14 protein-coding genes are annotated in these 17,481 nt (G+C 50.6%); 6 read left to right on the top strand and 8 right to left on the bottom strand.

Annotated features, from left to right (window positions below; genetic code table 11):
- Positions 1 to 14 precede the first annotated feature (14 nt).
- From ndhI to A8707_RS20180, 5 genes are all read left to right on the top strand, one after another.
- On the top strand, positions 15 to 602 hold the full coding sequence (ndhI, locus tag A8707_RS20200) for an NAD(P)H-quinone oxidoreductase subunit I (RefSeq protein WP_068819009.1): 588 nt from the start codon (positions 15 to 17) through the stop codon (positions 600 to 602).
- 64 nt (positions 603 to 666) lie between these two features.
- The gene (locus tag A8707_RS20195; protein WP_068819008.1) at positions 667 to 1,281 is read left to right on the top strand and encodes an NADH-quinone oxidoreductase subunit J; all 615 of its coding nucleotides are present in this window, start codon (positions 667 to 669) and stop codon (positions 1,279 to 1,281) included.
- Positions 1,282 to 1,291: 10 nt separating this feature from the next.
- Positions 1,292 to 1,597, top strand: a complete 306-nt coding sequence (gene nuoK, locus A8707_RS20190; RefSeq protein ID WP_068819007.1) for an NADH-quinone oxidoreductase subunit NuoK — start codon at positions 1,292 to 1,294, stop codon at positions 1,595 to 1,597.
- 154 nt (positions 1,598 to 1,751) lie between these two features.
- Positions 1,752 to 3,620, top strand: a complete 1,869-nt coding sequence (locus A8707_RS20185; RefSeq protein ID WP_068819006.1) for a tetratricopeptide repeat protein — start codon at positions 1,752 to 1,754, stop codon at positions 3,618 to 3,620.
- Between the two features lie 122 nt (positions 3,621 to 3,742).
- Positions 3,743 to 4,162: a hypothetical protein gene (locus A8707_RS20180; protein WP_068819005.1), complete on the top strand. Its 420-nt coding sequence runs from the start codon at positions 3,743 to 3,745 to the stop codon at positions 4,160 to 4,162.
- Between the two features lie 173 nt (positions 4,163 to 4,335).
- On the opposite strand, the gene A8707_RS20175 is transcribed toward A8707_RS20180, so the two are convergent.
- From A8707_RS20175 to sodB, 5 genes are all read right to left on the bottom strand, one after another.
- Positions 4,336 to 4,743: a response regulator gene (locus tag A8707_RS20175; protein ID WP_068819004.1), complete on the bottom strand. Its 408-nt coding sequence runs from the start codon at positions 4,741 to 4,743 to the stop codon at positions 4,336 to 4,338.
- Positions 4,744 to 4,868: 125 nt separating this feature from the next.
- A complete protein-coding gene (locus tag A8707_RS20170) occupies positions 4,869 to 5,858 on the bottom strand; it encodes a sigma-70 family RNA polymerase sigma factor (protein ID WP_068819003.1) in 990 nt (329 codons plus the stop codon).
- A 431-nt stretch (positions 5,859 to 6,289) separates the two neighbouring features.
- Entirely contained in the window at positions 6,290 to 8,452 is a 2,163-nt protein-coding gene (gene ppk1 / locus A8707_RS20165) for a polyphosphate kinase 1 (protein ID WP_068819002.1), read from the bottom strand.
- Between the two features lie 5 nt (positions 8,453 to 8,457).
- Positions 8,458 to 8,664, bottom strand: a complete 207-nt coding sequence (locus A8707_RS20160) for a hypothetical protein (RefSeq protein WP_068819001.1) — start codon at positions 8,662 to 8,664, stop codon at positions 8,458 to 8,460.
- A 316-nt stretch (positions 8,665 to 8,980) separates the two neighbouring features.
- Complete coding sequence (gene sodB / locus A8707_RS20155; RefSeq protein ID WP_068819000.1) at positions 8,981 to 9,580, bottom strand: superoxide dismutase [Fe]; 600 nt, start codon at positions 9,578 to 9,580, stop codon at positions 8,981 to 8,983.
- A 473-nt stretch (positions 9,581 to 10,053) separates the two neighbouring features.
- On the opposite strand from sodB, the gene A8707_RS20150 reads away from it, so the two are divergent.
- The gene (locus tag A8707_RS20150) at positions 10,054 to 12,753 is read left to right on the top strand and encodes a CHAT domain-containing protein (RefSeq protein ID WP_068818999.1); all 2,700 of its coding nucleotides are present in this window, start codon (positions 10,054 to 10,056) and stop codon (positions 12,751 to 12,753) included.
- Positions 12,754 to 13,007: 254 nt separating this feature from the next.
- On the opposite strand, the gene A8707_RS20145 is transcribed toward A8707_RS20150, so the two are convergent.
- From A8707_RS20145 to A8707_RS20130, 3 genes are all read right to left on the bottom strand, one after another.
- Positions 13,008 to 13,652: a hypothetical protein gene (locus A8707_RS20145; protein WP_068818998.1), complete on the bottom strand. Its 645-nt coding sequence runs from the start codon at positions 13,650 to 13,652 to the stop codon at positions 13,008 to 13,010.
- A gap of 183 nt (positions 13,653 to 13,835) precedes the next feature.
- The gene (locus tag A8707_RS20140) at positions 13,836 to 16,439 is read right to left on the bottom strand and encodes a sigma 54-interacting transcriptional regulator (protein WP_231948228.1); all 2,604 of its coding nucleotides are present in this window, start codon (positions 16,437 to 16,439) and stop codon (positions 13,836 to 13,838) included.
- A gap of 451 nt (positions 16,440 to 16,890) precedes the next feature.
- On the bottom strand, positions 16,891 to 17,481 hold a 591-nt coding region (locus tag A8707_RS20130; protein WP_156518764.1), incomplete at its 5' end, for an IS200/IS605 family accessory protein TnpB-related protein.

Below are 17,481 nucleotides of genomic sequence, written 5' to 3'. Positions count from 1 at the left end.
TTTGGAGAACACGAATGCTCAAGTTTCTTAAGCAAGTGGGCGACTATACCAAAGAGGCGTTCCAGGCGGGTAAATATATCGGTCAAGGGCTGTCTGTCACCTTTGATCACATGCGCCGTCGCCCGATCACCGTTCAATATCCCTACGAAAAGCTGATTCTGTCAGAGCGGTTTCGAGGGCGGATTCACTTCGAGTTTGATAAGTGCATTTCCTGCGAAGTCTGTGTGCGAGTCTGCCCGATTAACCTGCCTGTGGTCGATTGGGAATTCAACAAAGAAAGCAAGAAAAAGCAGCTTAAGCACTACAGTATCGACTTTGGAGTCTGCATTTTTTGCGGTAACTGCGTCGAATATTGTCCGACAAACTGTTTGTCGATGACCGAAGAATATGAGCTGTCAACCTACGATCGCCACGAGTTAAATTATGACAGCGTGGCGCTGGGTCGTCTGCCTTATAAAGTGACTCAAGACCCAATGGTGACTCCTTTGCGAGAGTTTGCTTACCTGCCCAAAGGTGTTTTTGATCCCCACGATCTACCTGCGGGGTCTCGTCGGGCTGGGCTGCGTCCAGAAGAGATTTTAGACAAAGAAGCCAAAAAATAGGGGTTTGTGCGACGTGTGTATCGCGTCGAATTGAGCCGCGTCCATACCACAAGGAGTTAAGAGCGTGAATTTAGCGGAAGGAGTTCAAATCGTCTCATTGGGGGTGCTGGCATTGATGATGCTGGGGTCTGCACTGGGAGTCGTGCTGCTAAAGAACATCGTCTACTCAGCGTTTTTGCTGGGCGGCGTGTTTATCAGCATCGCTGGGCTGTATTTATTGTTGAATGCCGACTTTGTGGCGTTTGCTCAAGTCTTAATCTACGTGGGAGCGGTCAACGTTCTGATTTTGTTTGCCATTATGTTGGTCAACAAGCGCGAAGATTTTAAGGTGGTGCCGAGAATCTGGATTCGCCAAGTGGCAACGGCAGCAGTATGTTTTGGCATTTTTGCCCTACTGGGAACAATGGTGGTGACGACTCCTTGGGCGATTTCGACCGAGGTTGCTAGCGGAGATTCCTCGATCGTCCGCATCGGTCTGCACTTCTTCAGTGATTTCTTGCTGCCCTTTGAGCTGGCTTCGATTTTGCTGCTGATGGCGCTGGTGGGCGCGATCGTGCTTGCCCGTCGCGAGTTTCTGCCAGAAGAGGATCTGACTCCTGGTGAAACCGAAGCGCTCACTTTGCCCGAACGTCCGCGTGAGCTAATCACCACAGGTCGTAGCGATAGCACCATTCAATAATCTGAGACTTATGCAACTCCAATACTTTTTGCTTATTGCTGCCGCGTTGTTTTGCATTGGCATTTATGGGTTGATCACAAGCCGAAATGCGGTGCGAGTGCTGATGTCGATCGAGCTAATGCTCAACGCGGTCAACTTAAATCTGATGGCGTTTTCTAACTATCTTGATCCGCAGACGATCAAAGGACAGATTTTCACCATTTTTGTGATCACGATCGCGGCGGCAGAAGCGGCGGTCGGTCTGGCGATCGTGCTTGCCATTTACCGCAACCGCGACACCGTGGACATGGAGCAGTTCAATTTGCTCAAGTGGTAGTTTTTGGGTAAGCCAGAAAATCTGAAGGTTGAGGGCGCAAGCAGTTGCGCCTTTATTTTTTAAGGTGATTTTTGCAAGTTGCTTTTATGATTAGAAGCATTCAACTCTAATTTTCCTTCGTTAGCCCACCTTCTCTAGTGTTGAATCTGCATCCATGTCTGAGATCTCTCCGCTTCACGATCGCTATTTAGAACTCATCGATCAGATTGTGCAACTCACGCTCAAGGGCAATATTCGCTCTAAAGAGCAGGTCTATCAGATGCTTTTGCAAGAAGCCGAACCAGGCACCGGAGAAGAGTTTGAGCAATGTTTGCGCGATCGCTTCACCACGACACAGAAACAGGCGGACGATCGCACCAATGAGGCAAAACAAGCGAGGGCGACTCGTTCGCTGAGGGCGTTGCAGACGATTCAAGGCGAATGGAATCGCTGGCAAACTCAGAATCGCTCACGAGAAGCGATCGTCACCGCGCTGCATCAGATCACTCAGGCAGAATCGGCGCAACGGTTGCTGGCTTTTCTCAAATTCACTGACCCTAATAATCCCCAAAATCTCACGTCTGACCAGCTTAAACAGTTAGCCGCCACACTGCGTCAGCAGTCGATTTCTGACCCCGCTACAAAAGAAGACATGGGGCAGCTTGCGGAGGGCATTTCTCGCGGGCTAGATTCTTGGCGCAACCTCCAGGATCATTTGGTGAGCTGGATTTATGACCCCGATCAACTGGGCTTTGAAGGGTCGTCAGGGCAGAGCAACCCCTGGGCATCGTGGGCAAAGCAGCCGATCGGAGCGGTGCCAAAATCTCTGTTTCAAGCGCTTCATCAGCAGCAGTCTGGAAGCGACTGGGCGGCAAATCAGACTGAGATGACGCTGGCTGCTTGGGTCGAGCTGGCGATCGTGCTGCAAGCGATCGAGCATGGGCTAGTGAGTTGGGCAGAAAATCTGGTCTACAACTCTAAAGCCGGGGCGAAACTTTCGATCACGATTTTTCTGACGTTTGGCGTGATTTGGTCGCAGTTGGCAAATGGCTTTAGTCGATCGACCTCGCTAAATTCTCTCAACCGCGATCGCTACACAGAGGCTTCATTCCGCATCACGCTGCAAGGGCTACGAGTCTTTTCTCAGCGCGACTATTTTCCGCTTTATGGCACTGTGTTTGCTTCGTTTACAGGCGGCTATTTTCGCAATGCGATGAGCTATCTGAGTGAGCCGCTCAAACAGGCGGAGGGGACGCAAGAAAAAGCGCGGATTCTGACCTTGTTGGGGTCAGCGCAGCGAGTTCAAGGGACGCTCGATTTGGCAAAAGAGATGCACTCCGCTGCTAGAGAAATTGCTCAAGAGGCGGGCGATCGTCCCTGTGAGATTGCAAATCTAAACCATCTCAGCCGCATTGCCGTCACTGAAAAAGCCTATGCAGAAGCCATTAGCTATAGTCAACGGGCATTGATTTTAAGTCGGCAGAGCGGCGATCGCATGGGAGAAGCAAACGCCCTGGCAAACTTAGGCTATGGCGAAGTCTTTCAGGCGCAGCAGCTCGAATCGGCACCAGAGGTTTATGAAGCGGCGATCTCCTATCTTGAGCAAGGGCTAGATCTTTCAGAAAAATTAGGCGATGGGCAAAGCAAAGCCCTGTGTTACACCAGTCTGGGAAGTGCTTACGTGATTCTGGGCGAACCGGAGAAAGCGCTGAAATTTTTGGAGAGCGGCATCCGACTGTCTGAGTTTTCAGGCGATTTATACATTCAGGCAATCAACCTGGCTCACTTTGCTGAGGCATTCTATCAACTAGAGAACTACGATAAGGCGGTTTTATCTGGCTCTCTGGCGATGTATAAGCTTGAACAACTGGGTTCCAACGACTGGAAACAGACCGCAGGGTTGCTCACCATTTTGCAAGGGCGATTGGGAGACTCCTTTCAAACCGTGCTGCAAGGACAGCGCCCTTCTATTCTTGAAGCGATCGGCGTAGACGGATATGATTATCTGTCGGAGTTGCTCGATCGCTATCGAACATCAGGCTAGGATGAGCGCCCATCCCTAAAAATGAGTGCCACTTCAAGAAGAGTAACAATCCTTAGTTCAGTCTATTTCGTCCCTGTAATACTAAAACTATGAGGTATTACAAGCTTAAGGGGGTGAACTCGATGAAATCATACTTACGTTGGTCAGTCGTGCCGACTACGATCGCGGCTGTTCTTGCATTAGCAGGGCTTGCATCTAGTCAAACCGTGGCGATCGCTCCAAATTCTCCAGCCGTGACGCTGAATGGCACATCTGGTGGATCGGTTAAAGATCCAGGCTGTGCAGGATTTATTGCTAGCAGCCCTAACCATACGATTCAAGTGACCGCAGATAGCAACCTTCGCTTCAAACTACAGGGTGCTGGTCAACCGACGCTGCTGATTAATGGTGAGCAGGGGCAAACCGTCTGTGTGCAGGCAGATAGTCTGTCGGGCGGCAAAATTGAAATTCCGGGACGCTGGAGTAAAGGCAACTATTCTGTTTACGTCGGAGATCGTGCTCAGGGTCGCAACCCCTACACTCTATCGATTACTCCGAAATAGGATTGCCATAGCACTACGCAGCTACTTTAGAACAAGGGGCTTAGGTTCCTTGTTGCTTCGACCGCAACCCAGCATCCTAATGTAATTTCGTAGTGCTACAAAATGTATGGGCAACAGACGAACTCTTTTGCTCGTTACTCTGTTTATGAACAACTGCCTGTTAGAGATTAACCTCAACAGGCATCATTCGCTGCTGGACGCTGACCTAATCGATTGATGACCTTCACAAGGTCTTGAAGAGCCACGTCTTTTTTACAAAAAGCATCCACCTTCGCCGTTTGAAGCATTACCTCAGTTTGAGGGTCTTCTAGGGACGAGTAAGCCAATATTTTGATATTTGGATGATCACTTTTAATTTGAGTGGATGCACTCAACCCATCCATGATTGGCATTTGTAGGTCGATGATAATCACATCGGGCAAATGACGATCTGCCATCTCGATCGCTTCTTGCCCATTGCTCGCCAACCCCACTAGCTCCAGCCCCGCTTGCCGCTGTAACGCAAGCTTGAGGCTTACACGAGTTAGTTCATGATCATCAACAACTAATACACGCAACACTTGAGGCTCACAAGACAGCATTGATACCTGACGCAAACTGTTTAATACTTAGCGTTAATGTAGCGGTTTCTACATATTGCGTCCTCTATCGCAAGGATTAGCCAAGTCTATTAAGCGCAAATGATTGCCAGATTCAGGCAAAATTTTTACATCCAGTCTTTTAGTAGGGCTTGACGGCGAGGATGGCGCAGTTTTCTCATCGCCTTAGCCTGAATCTGTCGCACTCGCTCACGAGAAAGCTGATAGCGTTCACCAATCTCAGTCAGCGTGTAGTGCTGCCCATCGGTTAAGCCAAACCGCAGCTTAATGATCTCTCGCTCTCGATCGCTCAGATGGTCTAAGACCGAATTGAGGCGATCGCAGAGCAGGTTGTGATCGAGTGACTGATTGGGTGCGATGTTATCTGCGTCTTGAATGAGCTGCATTAGCTCAGTGTCTTCGTCGCGCCCAACCCACGCATGAAGCGACAATGTGCGCTGGCTCACATCTAACACCTGCTCTAGCTTGTCTTCATCCATATCTAGCGCCCCAGCAAGTTCTTGCTTAGTAGGCTTCCGTCCAAAAGTTTGGGTGAGCGTTTGCCGCACTTTGCGAACTTGATTGAGTTTTTCGACCATGTGAACTGGGAGGCGAACCGTTCTTGACTGAGACGCGATCGCGCGGGTAATGCCTTGGCGAATCCACCAATATGCATAGGTCGAGAATTTGTAGCCTCGCTCATAATCAAACTTTTCGGCGGCTCTCATCAGCCCCATTGCGCCTTCTTGGATCAAATCAAGAAAGGGCACCCCACGATTTAAATATTTTTTAGCAATAGAAACAACTAAACGAAGGTTGGCGCGGACTAATTTGCGCTTTGCCTTCTCACCCTGAGCACCTCCTTTGGCGATCTCTCTAGCAAGTTCAATCTCTTGGGGTTGAGTCAGCAGGGGATAGCGTGCCATTTCTCGCAAAAACATGCCAACTGAGTCATCAGTAAGACCGAGATAATCGCTGGTTTTTCCTTTCACCGATCGCGCCAGAGTTTCAGGACTGAGATCTTCGTTGTCTAACGCTTCTAGTTCGATCGGATCGATGTCAATATCAACAGGAACTGAGTCAGCAAGAGAGGGGGTGGTAGGAACTTTAGTTGTCATTAGAGTTGGGGCAAGGTTGCTAGTTATTATTCAAAAATTTGAATCCAACTTTAGCTTACTTTTCGACCATCGTTCACATCTTTTTCAAGAAAGATCGACTTTTTTGATTGTTTTTTCAAGTAGGGTTGTTATTTTTTGTTTACAAGCCGGAAATTCAGCTTTTTTTAACCTAATATCCGTGCCTTTACGGAAGGAACAGGGGTGTACAAAAGCGCTATCGTGAACGATTTTGTTGATTAAGAATATTGAGTCTGGCTAGAGGATAGGTGAGTTAAACAAAAGATATTGTAGGAATAAAGATCGTAAATAAAACAATCGGCAATCCGGAATTAATTGCCGATCGCCGATTGTTCACTTCCAACCAAGTTTTCTTTAGTTCAGTGGTCAAACGTAAGGGCTTTTCTCTCTCCTGACCTATGACTCCCGACCCTTCATGTAGCGTTTGCCTGCTGCGCTAGCTCCATAAAGATTTTTTGTGAGCTTTGTTCTGGGCTGCCGTTGGTGGGGCGACGCTGAACATAGCGCCCGTCGGGCTGCAAATCCCACGCGTTGCGGTTGTCTGCCAGCATGATGCCGAGAATCTCCTCTAGGTCTTTTTTGAGGTCAGGGTCTGCGATCGGAACCACCGCCTCGACGCGACGATCGAGGTTTCGCGGCATCCAGTCTGCGCTGCCCATGAGAATTTCTTCCTCGCCGTTGTTATGGAAGTAAAAAATTCGAGAATGTTCCAGAAATCGCCCAACGATGCTGACCACGCGAATGTTTTCGCTCACCTCTTTGACACCGGGGCGCAAACAGCAGATGCCGCGCACAATCAGATCGATCGAGACCCCTGCTTGAGACGCTTCATAAAGGGCGGCGATCAGTCGCGGATCGACAAGGGCATTCATCTTAGCAACGATGCGCCCGTGACCTCCGTTGCGCTGATGCTCAATTTCGCGATGGATCAGAGTAAGGAGGCGATCGCGCAAGTTGACCGGAGCAATGACTAATGTGCGATAAGACTGCTGACGTGAATAGCCCGTGAGGTAGTTGAACAACTCGGTCAGGTCAGCACCGAGATCGTTCTGACAGCTAAACATCCCCAAGTCGGTGTAGAGTCGGGCGGTTTTGGGATTGTAGTTTCCGGTGCCGATGTGAACATAGCGACGAATCTTTCCCTCTTCGCGGCGCACGACTAACACGAGTTTGGTGTGGGTTTTGAGTCCGACCAGCCCGTAAACGACGTGTACCCCGGCACTCTCTAGCTTTCTTGCCCAAAGAATATTGTTTTCTTCATCAAATCGAGCTTTAAGCTCGACGAGGGCTGCAACTTGCTTGCCGTTTCCAGCCGCCGCGATCAGGGCACTGACGATCGGAGAGTCTCCCGATGTCCGATAGAGCGTCATTTTGATCGCCAATACATTGGGGTCGTGAGCAGCTTCGGTGATAAATCGCTGTACACTCCGCGAAAATGAATAGTAAGGATGATGCACCAGCAAGTCTTGTTTGCGAATCACCGAGAAAAAGTCTTCTTCGCTGTCGGCTAGGTCTTCGATATCGGTCTCATTAACTCGCTTGAGTCGGGGCGGTGTCACCGGACTCCAGGGCGGATCTTTGAGTTCGGGTGCGGGCAAGTCGGTCAGGCTGAAGAGGTCTCCCAGACAGAGCAATCCTTCGACTTCATAGACATCACTGGCGGTTAAGCCCATTTCATTCATCAACATTGCGCGGAGACCTTCGGGCATCGAAGGCTGAAGCTCAATGCGAACAACGGAACCCCCAAAGCGACGTTTTCGCAACTCTTGCTCAATCGCCAACATCAAGTCTTCGGCTTCGTCTTCTTCTAGATCGAGATCGGCGTTGCGGGTGATGCGAAACGGATAATATTCCTGGATCTTCATTCCTGGAAACAGCGGATCTAAATTGTGGGCGATGACTTGCTCTAAAGGCACACCCACCCACAAAGGAGGGCGATTTGGAACTGAGGAGGGCGAATCTTGAGTCTCGATCGGAATCTGAATAAATCGAGGCAGCACCTTGGGCACCTTCACCCTGGCAAATAATTCTTCGTCTGTAACGCCGTCTTTGACGACGACCGCCAAATTTAAGCTGAGACTTGAGATATAGGGAAAGGGATGGCTAGGGTCGATCGCCAATGGGGTCAGCACCGGAAACACCTGCTCCTCAAAGTAGGTTTGCAGGTAGGTGCGTTGCTCTTGATTGAGGTCAATATAGTCGAGCAGGTAGATACCTTGAGCCGTTAACTGAGGGCGCAACGCTTGCTCAAAATGGCGATGCTGCTTTTCGATCATGGGGTGCAGCCGTTGATAGATCATCTCTAAATGCTCTTTAGGGGCGCGTCCATCGGCACTGAGTTTGCTGACTTGTGCTTCGACCTGTTCTTTGAGCGCTGCCACTCTCACCATGAAATATTCATCAAGGTTAGAGCTATAAATTGCCATAAATTTAAGCCGCTCTAACAATGGAGTGCGGGGGTCAAATGCCTCATGCAACACTCGATTGTTAAACTCTAGCCAACTCATCTCACGGCTAAAGTAGTATTGCGGATCGCTGAGATTGATGTCTTCGGGAGCTTTTTTACGACGACGCATAAGACTTAAAATACCTCGTCTTCGAGACCGACCCACCAGTTGCCCAGGCTCATCAAGTCTTGATGAATGTCTGCCAGGGCAGTTTCAAATTCTTCGGGCGAGAGGGTGATTTGCCGCTCTTTTAATTTGATCAGCCTGAGTTGCGCCAAAAGCCAGGGTTTTGAGATGCCATCGGTAGCTTCTATATAGTGAGCAAGTTCGTTGCTGTCCATGAGGGACTCAAGATAGTGGGATTTTTACACAATCACCCTATCGTACTCGCCGGATTTATGGGTGTTATCTAGCACGAGTTGCTAAAAAAAACAGCCACGAAGCGATCGTGACTGTCTAAATATCCTAGTGATTGTGGATTAAATGATGTAGAAAAATGGTCGATCTACGGCTCCGTATTTTGCCCTCATCCCCTAACCCCTTCTCCCCAAGGAGAAGGAGAACTAGACTCTGGCTCCCTCTCCTGAGGGAGAGGGTTGGGGTAAGGGAGAATCCGGTTTTATTGAACCCACAATCCTAAATACTGGCGTGGCTGAATTAAGCTGCGAGATTATGGGCAACAAAATCCCAGTTGACGAGCTTGTCTAGGAAGTTGTCAATAAACGAAGGACGGGCATTTTTAAAGTCGATGTAGTAAGCGTGTTCCCACACGTCGAGAGTGAGGAGCGCTTTTTGCCCGTGAGCGAGAGGGTTCTCTGCGTTGGGGGTTTTGACGACTTTAAGGGTGCCACCGTCATCGACAAGCCACGCCCAACCGCTGCCAAATTGAGTCGCTGCGGCTGCCTTAAACTCTTCTCTAAACTTGTCATAGCTGCCGAAATCTTTGGTGATTCGTTCAGCGAGTTCGCCTGTTGGAGCGCCGCCACCACCTGCTTTGAGGCAGTTCCAGAAGAAACTGTGGTTCCAGACTTGAGCCGCGTTGTTAAAGACCCCAACTTTAGAAGAATCTTTAAACGACGAGGTAATGATTTCTTCGAGGGGTTTGCTGTCAAGCTCAGTGTCTTTGATCAGGTTGTTGAGGTTGGTCACATAAGCCGCGTGGTGCTTGCCGTAGTGATAATCAAACGTCTCTGCTTTCATGCCATAAGGCTCAAGAGCATCCTTAGCAAAAGGTAAAGGGGGCTGTGTAACTGCCATTGTGCGTCCTCTTATAGTCTGGTTTTAAGCTCTCGAATAGAGACATCTTCACACTCTATTAAGGATGTCTCACGCCGCCGTTGAATCTACAAAGCTGACGGAAACATAACTTCATACTTAATTCTATCTTAAAAGGAAGAGATGGGAGTGAGAATGAGTCGAGTCGCGATCGGGGCTAACACTAATATAAGAATCGGCAAATCATGGTTCTGAAAACGGCACTTCGATCGAGCTTTATTCGTCAAATTTTGTAAGCCGCACAGTTTCTACTCCAGATTTCTTGCTTGCTTTGTGCAAGAAGGGTCAAAAATTTGTAATCTTGGAGACAAGGACTTTGTAAACAAATCCTCAAACAATCCTAAATTTCAAATGTTTTGCCTGACTCGCCACCTCAATCAGCGGTTATGAGAAATGAGGGAGTCAACGATGCAATTGGGACACACCTGTAGATTAGGTCTTCTTGGAGAATAGTTGTGACTCAGGAATTCTATATTTCTGTGACTCTGGTCAGAGAAGACGAGTATTGGATTCGCACCGAGCGGGTGTCGCCGGGGGTGCCCCTAGCCGAAGAGCTAGTCACCTGGAACGTGGATGAATGGCTGGATCAAGCCAGTCAACTGATGCACGATCCGCTATTGGGACTGCTGCGGGGGCATTTTCCAGGACGATCGACGAGCGGTGAAGCAACTGATTCGTCTCTGTCTCATAGCCTAGTAGCGCTGGGGCAAACGCTCTACAACGCTCTCTTTCAAGGCACCATTCGCGATAGTTGGATGACCGCTCAAGGAGTCGCCCAAAACCGCCGAGAAGACTTGCGGCTGCGCCTGGGTTTAAGAGGCGATCGGCTTCCTCGCCTGCCGTGGGAAGTGCTAAACGCGGGAGGTCGCCCCCTTGCCACCGGGACAGATGTGGTGTTTTCGCGCTATCAGTCTGCATTTGCGCCAATGGCAACCGTGCTGCACTCTCAGCCTCTGCCTGCGTTAAAGCAAAATCAACCGCTCAAAATTCTCATGGTGCTGGCGGCTCCTACCGATCAAGAAGTGCTGGCGCTCAGGCAAGAAGCCAACCACCTCAACGAAGAACTTCAGCGAGAGCAAGCCACCCGATCGGGTACGGCTTCACCTCCAGCGATCGAACTCACTATTCTCGATCAGCCGGGGCGCGAACAACTCACTCAAGCGCTAGAGCAGGGCTGCTATCAGGTCTTGCACTATGCAGGGCACAGCAGTTTAGGCGGGTCGGGCGGCGACTTATATTTAGTCAGCGATAAGACGGGTCTCACCGAAGTGTTGAGCGGCGACGACTTAGCCGGGTTGCTGGTCAACAACGGCATTCGCATGGCGGTGTTCAACTCGTGTCGCGGTGTCTATACCGCTACGTCTGATCCGACCAGCGAAAATGGCAATCTGACCGAAGCGCTGCTGAGACGAGGTGTTCCGGCGGTGTTGGCGATGGCAGAACGCATTCCCGATGATGTGGCGCTGACCTTGAGCCGTTTGTTTTATCGCAACTTGAGACAGCGATCGCCGATCGACCTGAGTTTGAGTCGAGCAAGACAAGGGCTGCTGTCTTCCTATGGCTCAAATCAGTTGTATTGGGCACTGCCGATTCTCTATTTGCATCCTGATTTTGATGGCTATTTGCAGCCTCCGCTCAGCTCAGATTCCAGTCAGGTTTATGTTGAAGAACCCCCGATCGAGACTCCATCGCCCTCCATTCCCATCAGTGCGATCGATCCGCTCGACTCAGAAGAAATTGACCAGTACGAAGAGCCAGACGACGACGATCGCGATGCCGTTCTCGATCTGATCCGACAGCTATCTGGAGAAGACAGCAATCCGTTTGGCGCGATTCCGGGCGATGAAAGCTTCTTGATGGACGCTGACGATCGAAGCGAACAAGAATCGAATCCGATCGGGTTAGACCTGCATGGGGCAGACGATTACCTGATTTTGGGTGATGTGCTTTATGCTCAGGGCAACGTGGCAGGCGCGATCGGGGCGTATGGCGATGCGATTCAAATCACTTCGTCGGCTGAGGCATATAGCAAGTTGGGCATCGCCCTCGAAGCCTATGGCGATAATGTCGCTCAGGCGATCGCGGCTTACCAGTTAGCGCTGCAACTTGACCCTGACGATGAGAGCGCTCGACAAAACCTGCAGCGGCTTTATAAAACCCATCATCTGACCGATTCAGAGTCAGAATTTGAGCACTCATTGAGTCAGTCGGCTCTAGTTGAGCAACCTTCCTCTAGCGCTGCCCAACAGTCTGTCACGATCGCTCAATCGCCTCAACTCGATTCTGGCTTAACCGCAGCCGCGCCCGTCGATCGCGTCTTTGGGCATCCTAGACAGAAGATCCGTCCCCCCTGGAAGTGGGCGATTGCCGGAGTTGGCGCTGCATCTGTGGTTGTGCTGGGCATCTGGGGAGTGTCTAAGTTTGGGTCAGCTTCTAATCCCAGCCCCGATGACCTTCTGCGGCGAATTCCTAGCCTTGATCAACCCTCCAATCAAACGACCGCCAATTCTGATCAAGCTGATACTAACAATCTGACGAGAATTGCTACCACAAGTTTTAGCCAGGGCAACCTAGAAGCCGGACAGAAAGCCGTAGAATCGCTGCTCGATCGCAATGCGCTTTCATCGGCAGGGGCTGCTTTACAGTCGCTTCCGGCTGACAAAGACGTTCCGACGACTAGCTTTTTACGAGGTCGGCTGGCGTGGCAGTTTGTGAAGACCAAAAACGGCAACTACAGTGGCGAAGATGCCCGTCGCTATTGGGAAACCGCCGTTAAAGGCAGCCCTAACCCTCGCTATTACAATGCGTTGGGGTTTGCCTATTACCGTGAAGGCAATCTCAGACGCGCCAGTGATGCCTGGTTTCAATCGATCGCGCTGACCAAATCGCAAAAAGCCAGTCAGCAGGGTAGCGCTAAACCCCTTTCTCAAGATGCGCTGGTTGCCTATTCAGGGTTAGCGCTCGTGTCAATGAAATCGCTCAACGGTCAGCCTGCCAACCAGCAGACGCGGCTTAAAGGGGAGGCGGTGAAGCTCCGCGATCAGGTTCTCCGTCAGGCTCCGACTGAGTTTCAGCCAGACGCGCTTGCTAACAATTGGCTTTGGACTGAGGGCGCGATCGCTGACTGGAAAGCCCTATTAGCGGTGAGATCCTAGGCGTTGCTGAATTGATTTATGAAGCACAGATTTCGCCCTCACCCTAGCCCTCTCCCAAAAGGAGAGGGGACAAGATTTCTGGCTCCCTTCTCCCCAGGGAGAAGGGTTGGGGATGAGGGTATTCTCTCCCAAAAGGAGAGGGGACAAGATTTCTGGCTCTCCCTGGGGAGAAGGGTTGGGCAAAGCGCTCGCCCCGCTTCGTGAGGAGAGTATTTCATATCTGCATTCAGCAACGCCAGATCCTAAACCGTTTTTTACGGATAGTTAGAAATCGATTTTTGCTTACGGATGTCCATCAGGTCTGCCAAGCTCGCGTCGCCCCAATCTAAGGGATGGGTTTCTTCGGGTGATAGCACCGTGACGGTTGGCTGCGTCGCATCAGGACTCGATCGCCGAGTCGCCCCGTCAGCCGGAGGGTGTCGTCTGAGGTTACTTCCTTCTGTTGAAGGCTGGCGCGTTGCCATCGCAGTAGTAACGGAAGCTGGGCGTTTGATCACAAGTCTGCGCTGTGATTTTGTCGGCGAAAGCTGCTTGGCGAGAAGTAGAGAAGTCGCGCCACAACTGACGGCGATCGCCGCTAACAGCCCAAACGAAGAGGCGGGTTTTGCGTGCAGTCGCGGTTTTAGCTGCGGAATCTGAGGCTCGTCCGCCACGATCTGGGGCTGAGGTTGCTCGACCTTTAGGGTGTCAACGTGCAGCAACCCGGTGACGCTGATCCAGCACAGTGCCATCATCATGACCCAGGCACCACTCCAGACTAAGACAGGGTAGCGTTGCACAATCGCTACTAATTGATTGAGTCGCCGTCCAGCAATAATGTCACGATCGCTAGACAGGTTTTCTTTAGAACGGTGAGCAGACCTTTTTCCAAAGAGTGTTTTCTGCTTATTCCCTTTCACGCTTGTTTTCCCCACGACGCTTTCTAGGAACTCTTCTACCCCAATTGAGTTCAAATTCTACTGAATAATTTCCCGCTTGGCTAATAATGCACGATCGATTGTGATAAAAATCCATCTAATGAAGGAATAGCCGTATGAAATGATTAAACAATGGGACTCTCACTACATCGCTGAGAAGAATGGCTACCAGCCCACCACGATTACCCATAGGATAGACCCGATCGCTGCCATTGACATATGCTGTGGCAACAAATTCCAGATCGGTTGACGAGCAATTTTTTGAGTGAGAAAAACACTCAGCCAGAATGAAAAGGTGAACGTCACGCCCTGAAGGAATGCGATCACAGCCGGATCGGCAACGGCGATCGGCAACGACAGATTTTGAGTATCTGCGCCAAACGTGGCGATCGTCACGGGAATGACTCGTCCCGCTTCGGTCAAGCCTAATCTTAGATAATGGGCGAGACTGCTGCCTAAGACGATCGGCAAATAGCCATACGCCAGTTCTAAAAAGGGACGCGGCTTGGCATTGAGTAAGCGAATTACAGCGTGGGCAACGAGCGCGATCGTGCCAGGAATCAGCAACGCCAAAACTGAAACACCCGCGTGAATGCCGAAATTATTTAAGTGCAAATTCCAGCCAAACTGCTGTTCGATCTCAGGTAATCGATGTAAAAACACAGCACCAAACAGCAAAAACAACAGAGCAATCTCGGCGTAGCTTGGTTTGTGGGTTGTCCAAAGTTCAATACCGGGGGGACGAAAGTTGAGTTCGACCGATCGGTGCGGACACGCCTTTAAGCAGGTCATGCAGAGGACGCAATCTTTGTTGTCTTGAAGCTGAGCCGGGTGAGAATAAACCGGACATCCGCCCGTCTCTAAGCCTTCGCCCTTTTGAGGTCCGCCTTTGTAGCATTGATAGGTGGTGCAGGTTGCCGAACAGATGCCTTGCTGGGCGCGCAGTTCGATCATCGAGAGTTTGGCAAACAAGCCATTCATGCCTCCGATCGGGCACAAATACCGACACCAAAATCGCCGCTCAAACAGCAGTGAAAAAATCACCGCTCCCGCCGTGATCAGCAGCAGCAAACAGCCCGATAGATAAGCGACGTTCTCCAGATTCCACAGTTCTTCCCACAGCAAAATTAGGGCAAACATCCCAAACAAAAACCAGCCGCCCCACTTTTCGGCTTCGATTCGCGCCCAGGGTTGAAGCTGACGCGGATAGATCCACAGCGAGATCTTTTGCGCCAGTTCGCCATAGATCATAAAGGGGCACACCGCACACCACAAACGCCCCACAAACGGAAACGCCACCAGCATCAGCATCCACCACCACGCCCAAAAGAAATTGAGCGCAATGTTGCGATCGCGGCTCTGCGGACCAAACATCAGCACGGCTACCACGACGGCAAAAAATCCCAAGGTGAAGCCATAATTGAGCCGATCGGGATACCACGGACTGCGAAGAAACTGCCGCAGCTTGGGATAAGCGTTGAGTAAATTAATCCGAAATCGTCGGGTTTTGACACTGGCTGCCCAAAAGACTTCTTCGGTCAGTTCGGCGGCTCCATCTGATTGAGTCAGTGCACGAGTGATCAGGCTTTGCAACTCAACGGCGTTGCCCGGAAAATCGTAGCCTTGGAGACGACGCAGCGCTTCGGGTGCGACTGTGGGCTTGGGAATGCCTCTAGAGCGAGACAGCAAACTGAGGTAATACTCGATTTGAGCCTGAATGTCTGCCTTCCGCACTCGCAGCGGCGGGATCTTAATCGTATGTCCGACCAGTTTTCCTCGCTCTAATCGTGGCAAAACTTTCTCAGAAGTCATCATAATTCGGGCTTCACACCGTCGCGGAGTCGGGGCTGCATCGTCTCGATCGAGCGGGCTAAATTCCCCAGTCGCCAACAGGTGCGCCAACTTCTCTTCTAGCTCAGTGGGAATTGCTTCTAAGTTGTTGAGTAAAATCGTGCCACGTCCGATCCAGTCCAGCAGTCCCGATTTGCCGCCGACTCGTCCAAATAGCTCTGATCCACTCGGCTGTAGCGTATTGCAATTTACCTGAATCATCGGCTCTTTGCGATCGCCCGACCCAAAATGAATCAACGCCGCCGTGTTGTCTTTCTCTAGTCCCGGCTCTCCAAAAATCAGCACTGATTGGCGATCGCTGGCTGCCTTTTTAATTTCCTGCCGAATTCTCACCGCGTAGCGACTCGTGCCCACAATGCCCCGCTTGACCTTGGGTACCACATAGGGACGCAGCGCTGCCTGTCGATCGCGCTCAAATGCCAGTTGCAGCGATACCTCCTCTAACTCGTTTGCCAGATTCCGAGAAAATGTCTGTGAGATCTCTGGGTATTGCTGAGTCAGGGCTAGAAAATCAGCGCGAGGAATCGCCCACATCACGCAATCGCTGAGCGTAATCGTCGTGTCTTCGGCGACTGCGTTAATCAGCAGCTCTTTGAGATAGACGATCGCTCCGGGCAATAAGCTCGTTGCCTTGGCAAGCCCCGTCAAGCTGGTGCGATAGCTCTCAATCCGTCCTGTGTGCAGAATATAGACCGCCGCAGGCATCGTATCCTCCAGCACCAACCGTCGATTTTCTTGCACTGATTCTGCTTGAATTGCCGCCGCGATCGCTCCTAGTGTCTCGTCTGAAAGCGATTCCAGCACTGTGTTTTGCTTTAGCCAAGTAGCCCGTTCTGCTTGATCCATAGCTTTTTTTGAGGATGCGATCGTGGTTTGACCTTTCTGGAGTAGCACGATCGTAGAGTCTGCAAACGGCAAAAAGATCAAACTTTACGTGATTGGGCTTAGCTCGACTTTATCCTGGCTATTTGCCCTTTGAGGCTGACCATTGAAGCTCAGAGCTTGGATGTTGGAGTAAATTGCTCGACGTTCCGGGTTCTGGGCTTTGTTTTTGGAGTAACAAGCTCAGAGTTCCGAGGTCAAAGGTCGAAAGCTTAAGTTCCGAGGTCGGAGTGTCAGGTGTAGAGGTCGGAGTTTCGAGTTCTGATCCTGAAGTTTCAAGTTCTGGGGTCGGAGTTCCGAGATCAAAACTCAATTTTCCGAGTTTGGAGACGGTGGCTTACTTCCCGGTGGGAGTAGTGTAAGGGGTGAAAGATGAAGTTTCGCCCTTAGAATCGCATTAATTGAGTGCTGAAGGTGGGATTTTGCCTAAAAACCTCGACAGTTCAGGTTGAGTGTTTGTAGGTTGGAGGTTTGATACTCCCCATGCCTAAAGGCGAGGGGATTCTTGAAGAGTCCACAAGCGAACCTTCAAAGGCGTTAACAAAGCGCCCCTACTGACTCCCTCAAGGCATAGCCCTAAAGTTGTCGCTACTTTTCGCAAGATGTTTGCCGCACCGTTGCAATCAGCATTGATGTACTGATTGTTTTGAGTGCGGTACAAGCCACGTTTAACTCGTCTGCCTGACTCCTTCCACCCTTCGGGTTTCTCACCGATTTTAGGCAGGAAATCATCATCCACAAACGAAGCCTTAGACGTATAGCTTTCTTCCGTCTCAACGAATCGAATCCCGTGCTGTTCGCACAGTTGCGAGACTCTCTCTTTGAGTCTGCCCGTGGGAATCTGGACAAACTTCTGATTGGTTTTAGCACCCATATTGGCACCGTCTTTCTGCCCTCGATTCCAGCCAAACACGACGGTGCCGATTCTGTTCTCAAGACAATGATTGATCACCTTTCTAGCCGCTTTATTGACCGCATCCCTAACCTGACGATTGCGTTTCTCAGTGATGGCAGCTAATCGCTTAGACCAAAAACCTTGAGGCTGATTCTCTTTGAGGGTGGCAACTTGCTTGTTATA

It is taken from the genome of Phormidesmis priestleyi BC1401, from assembly GCF_001650195.1.
In the GTDB taxonomy this organism is placed as follows: Bacteria; Cyanobacteriota; Cyanobacteriia; order Leptolyngbyales; family Leptolyngbyaceae; genus Phormidesmis_A; species Phormidesmis_A priestleyi_B.
The sequence above is the reverse complement of the archived record's forward strand: the minus strand, read 5'-3'. Positions and strand labels throughout refer to the sequence as shown.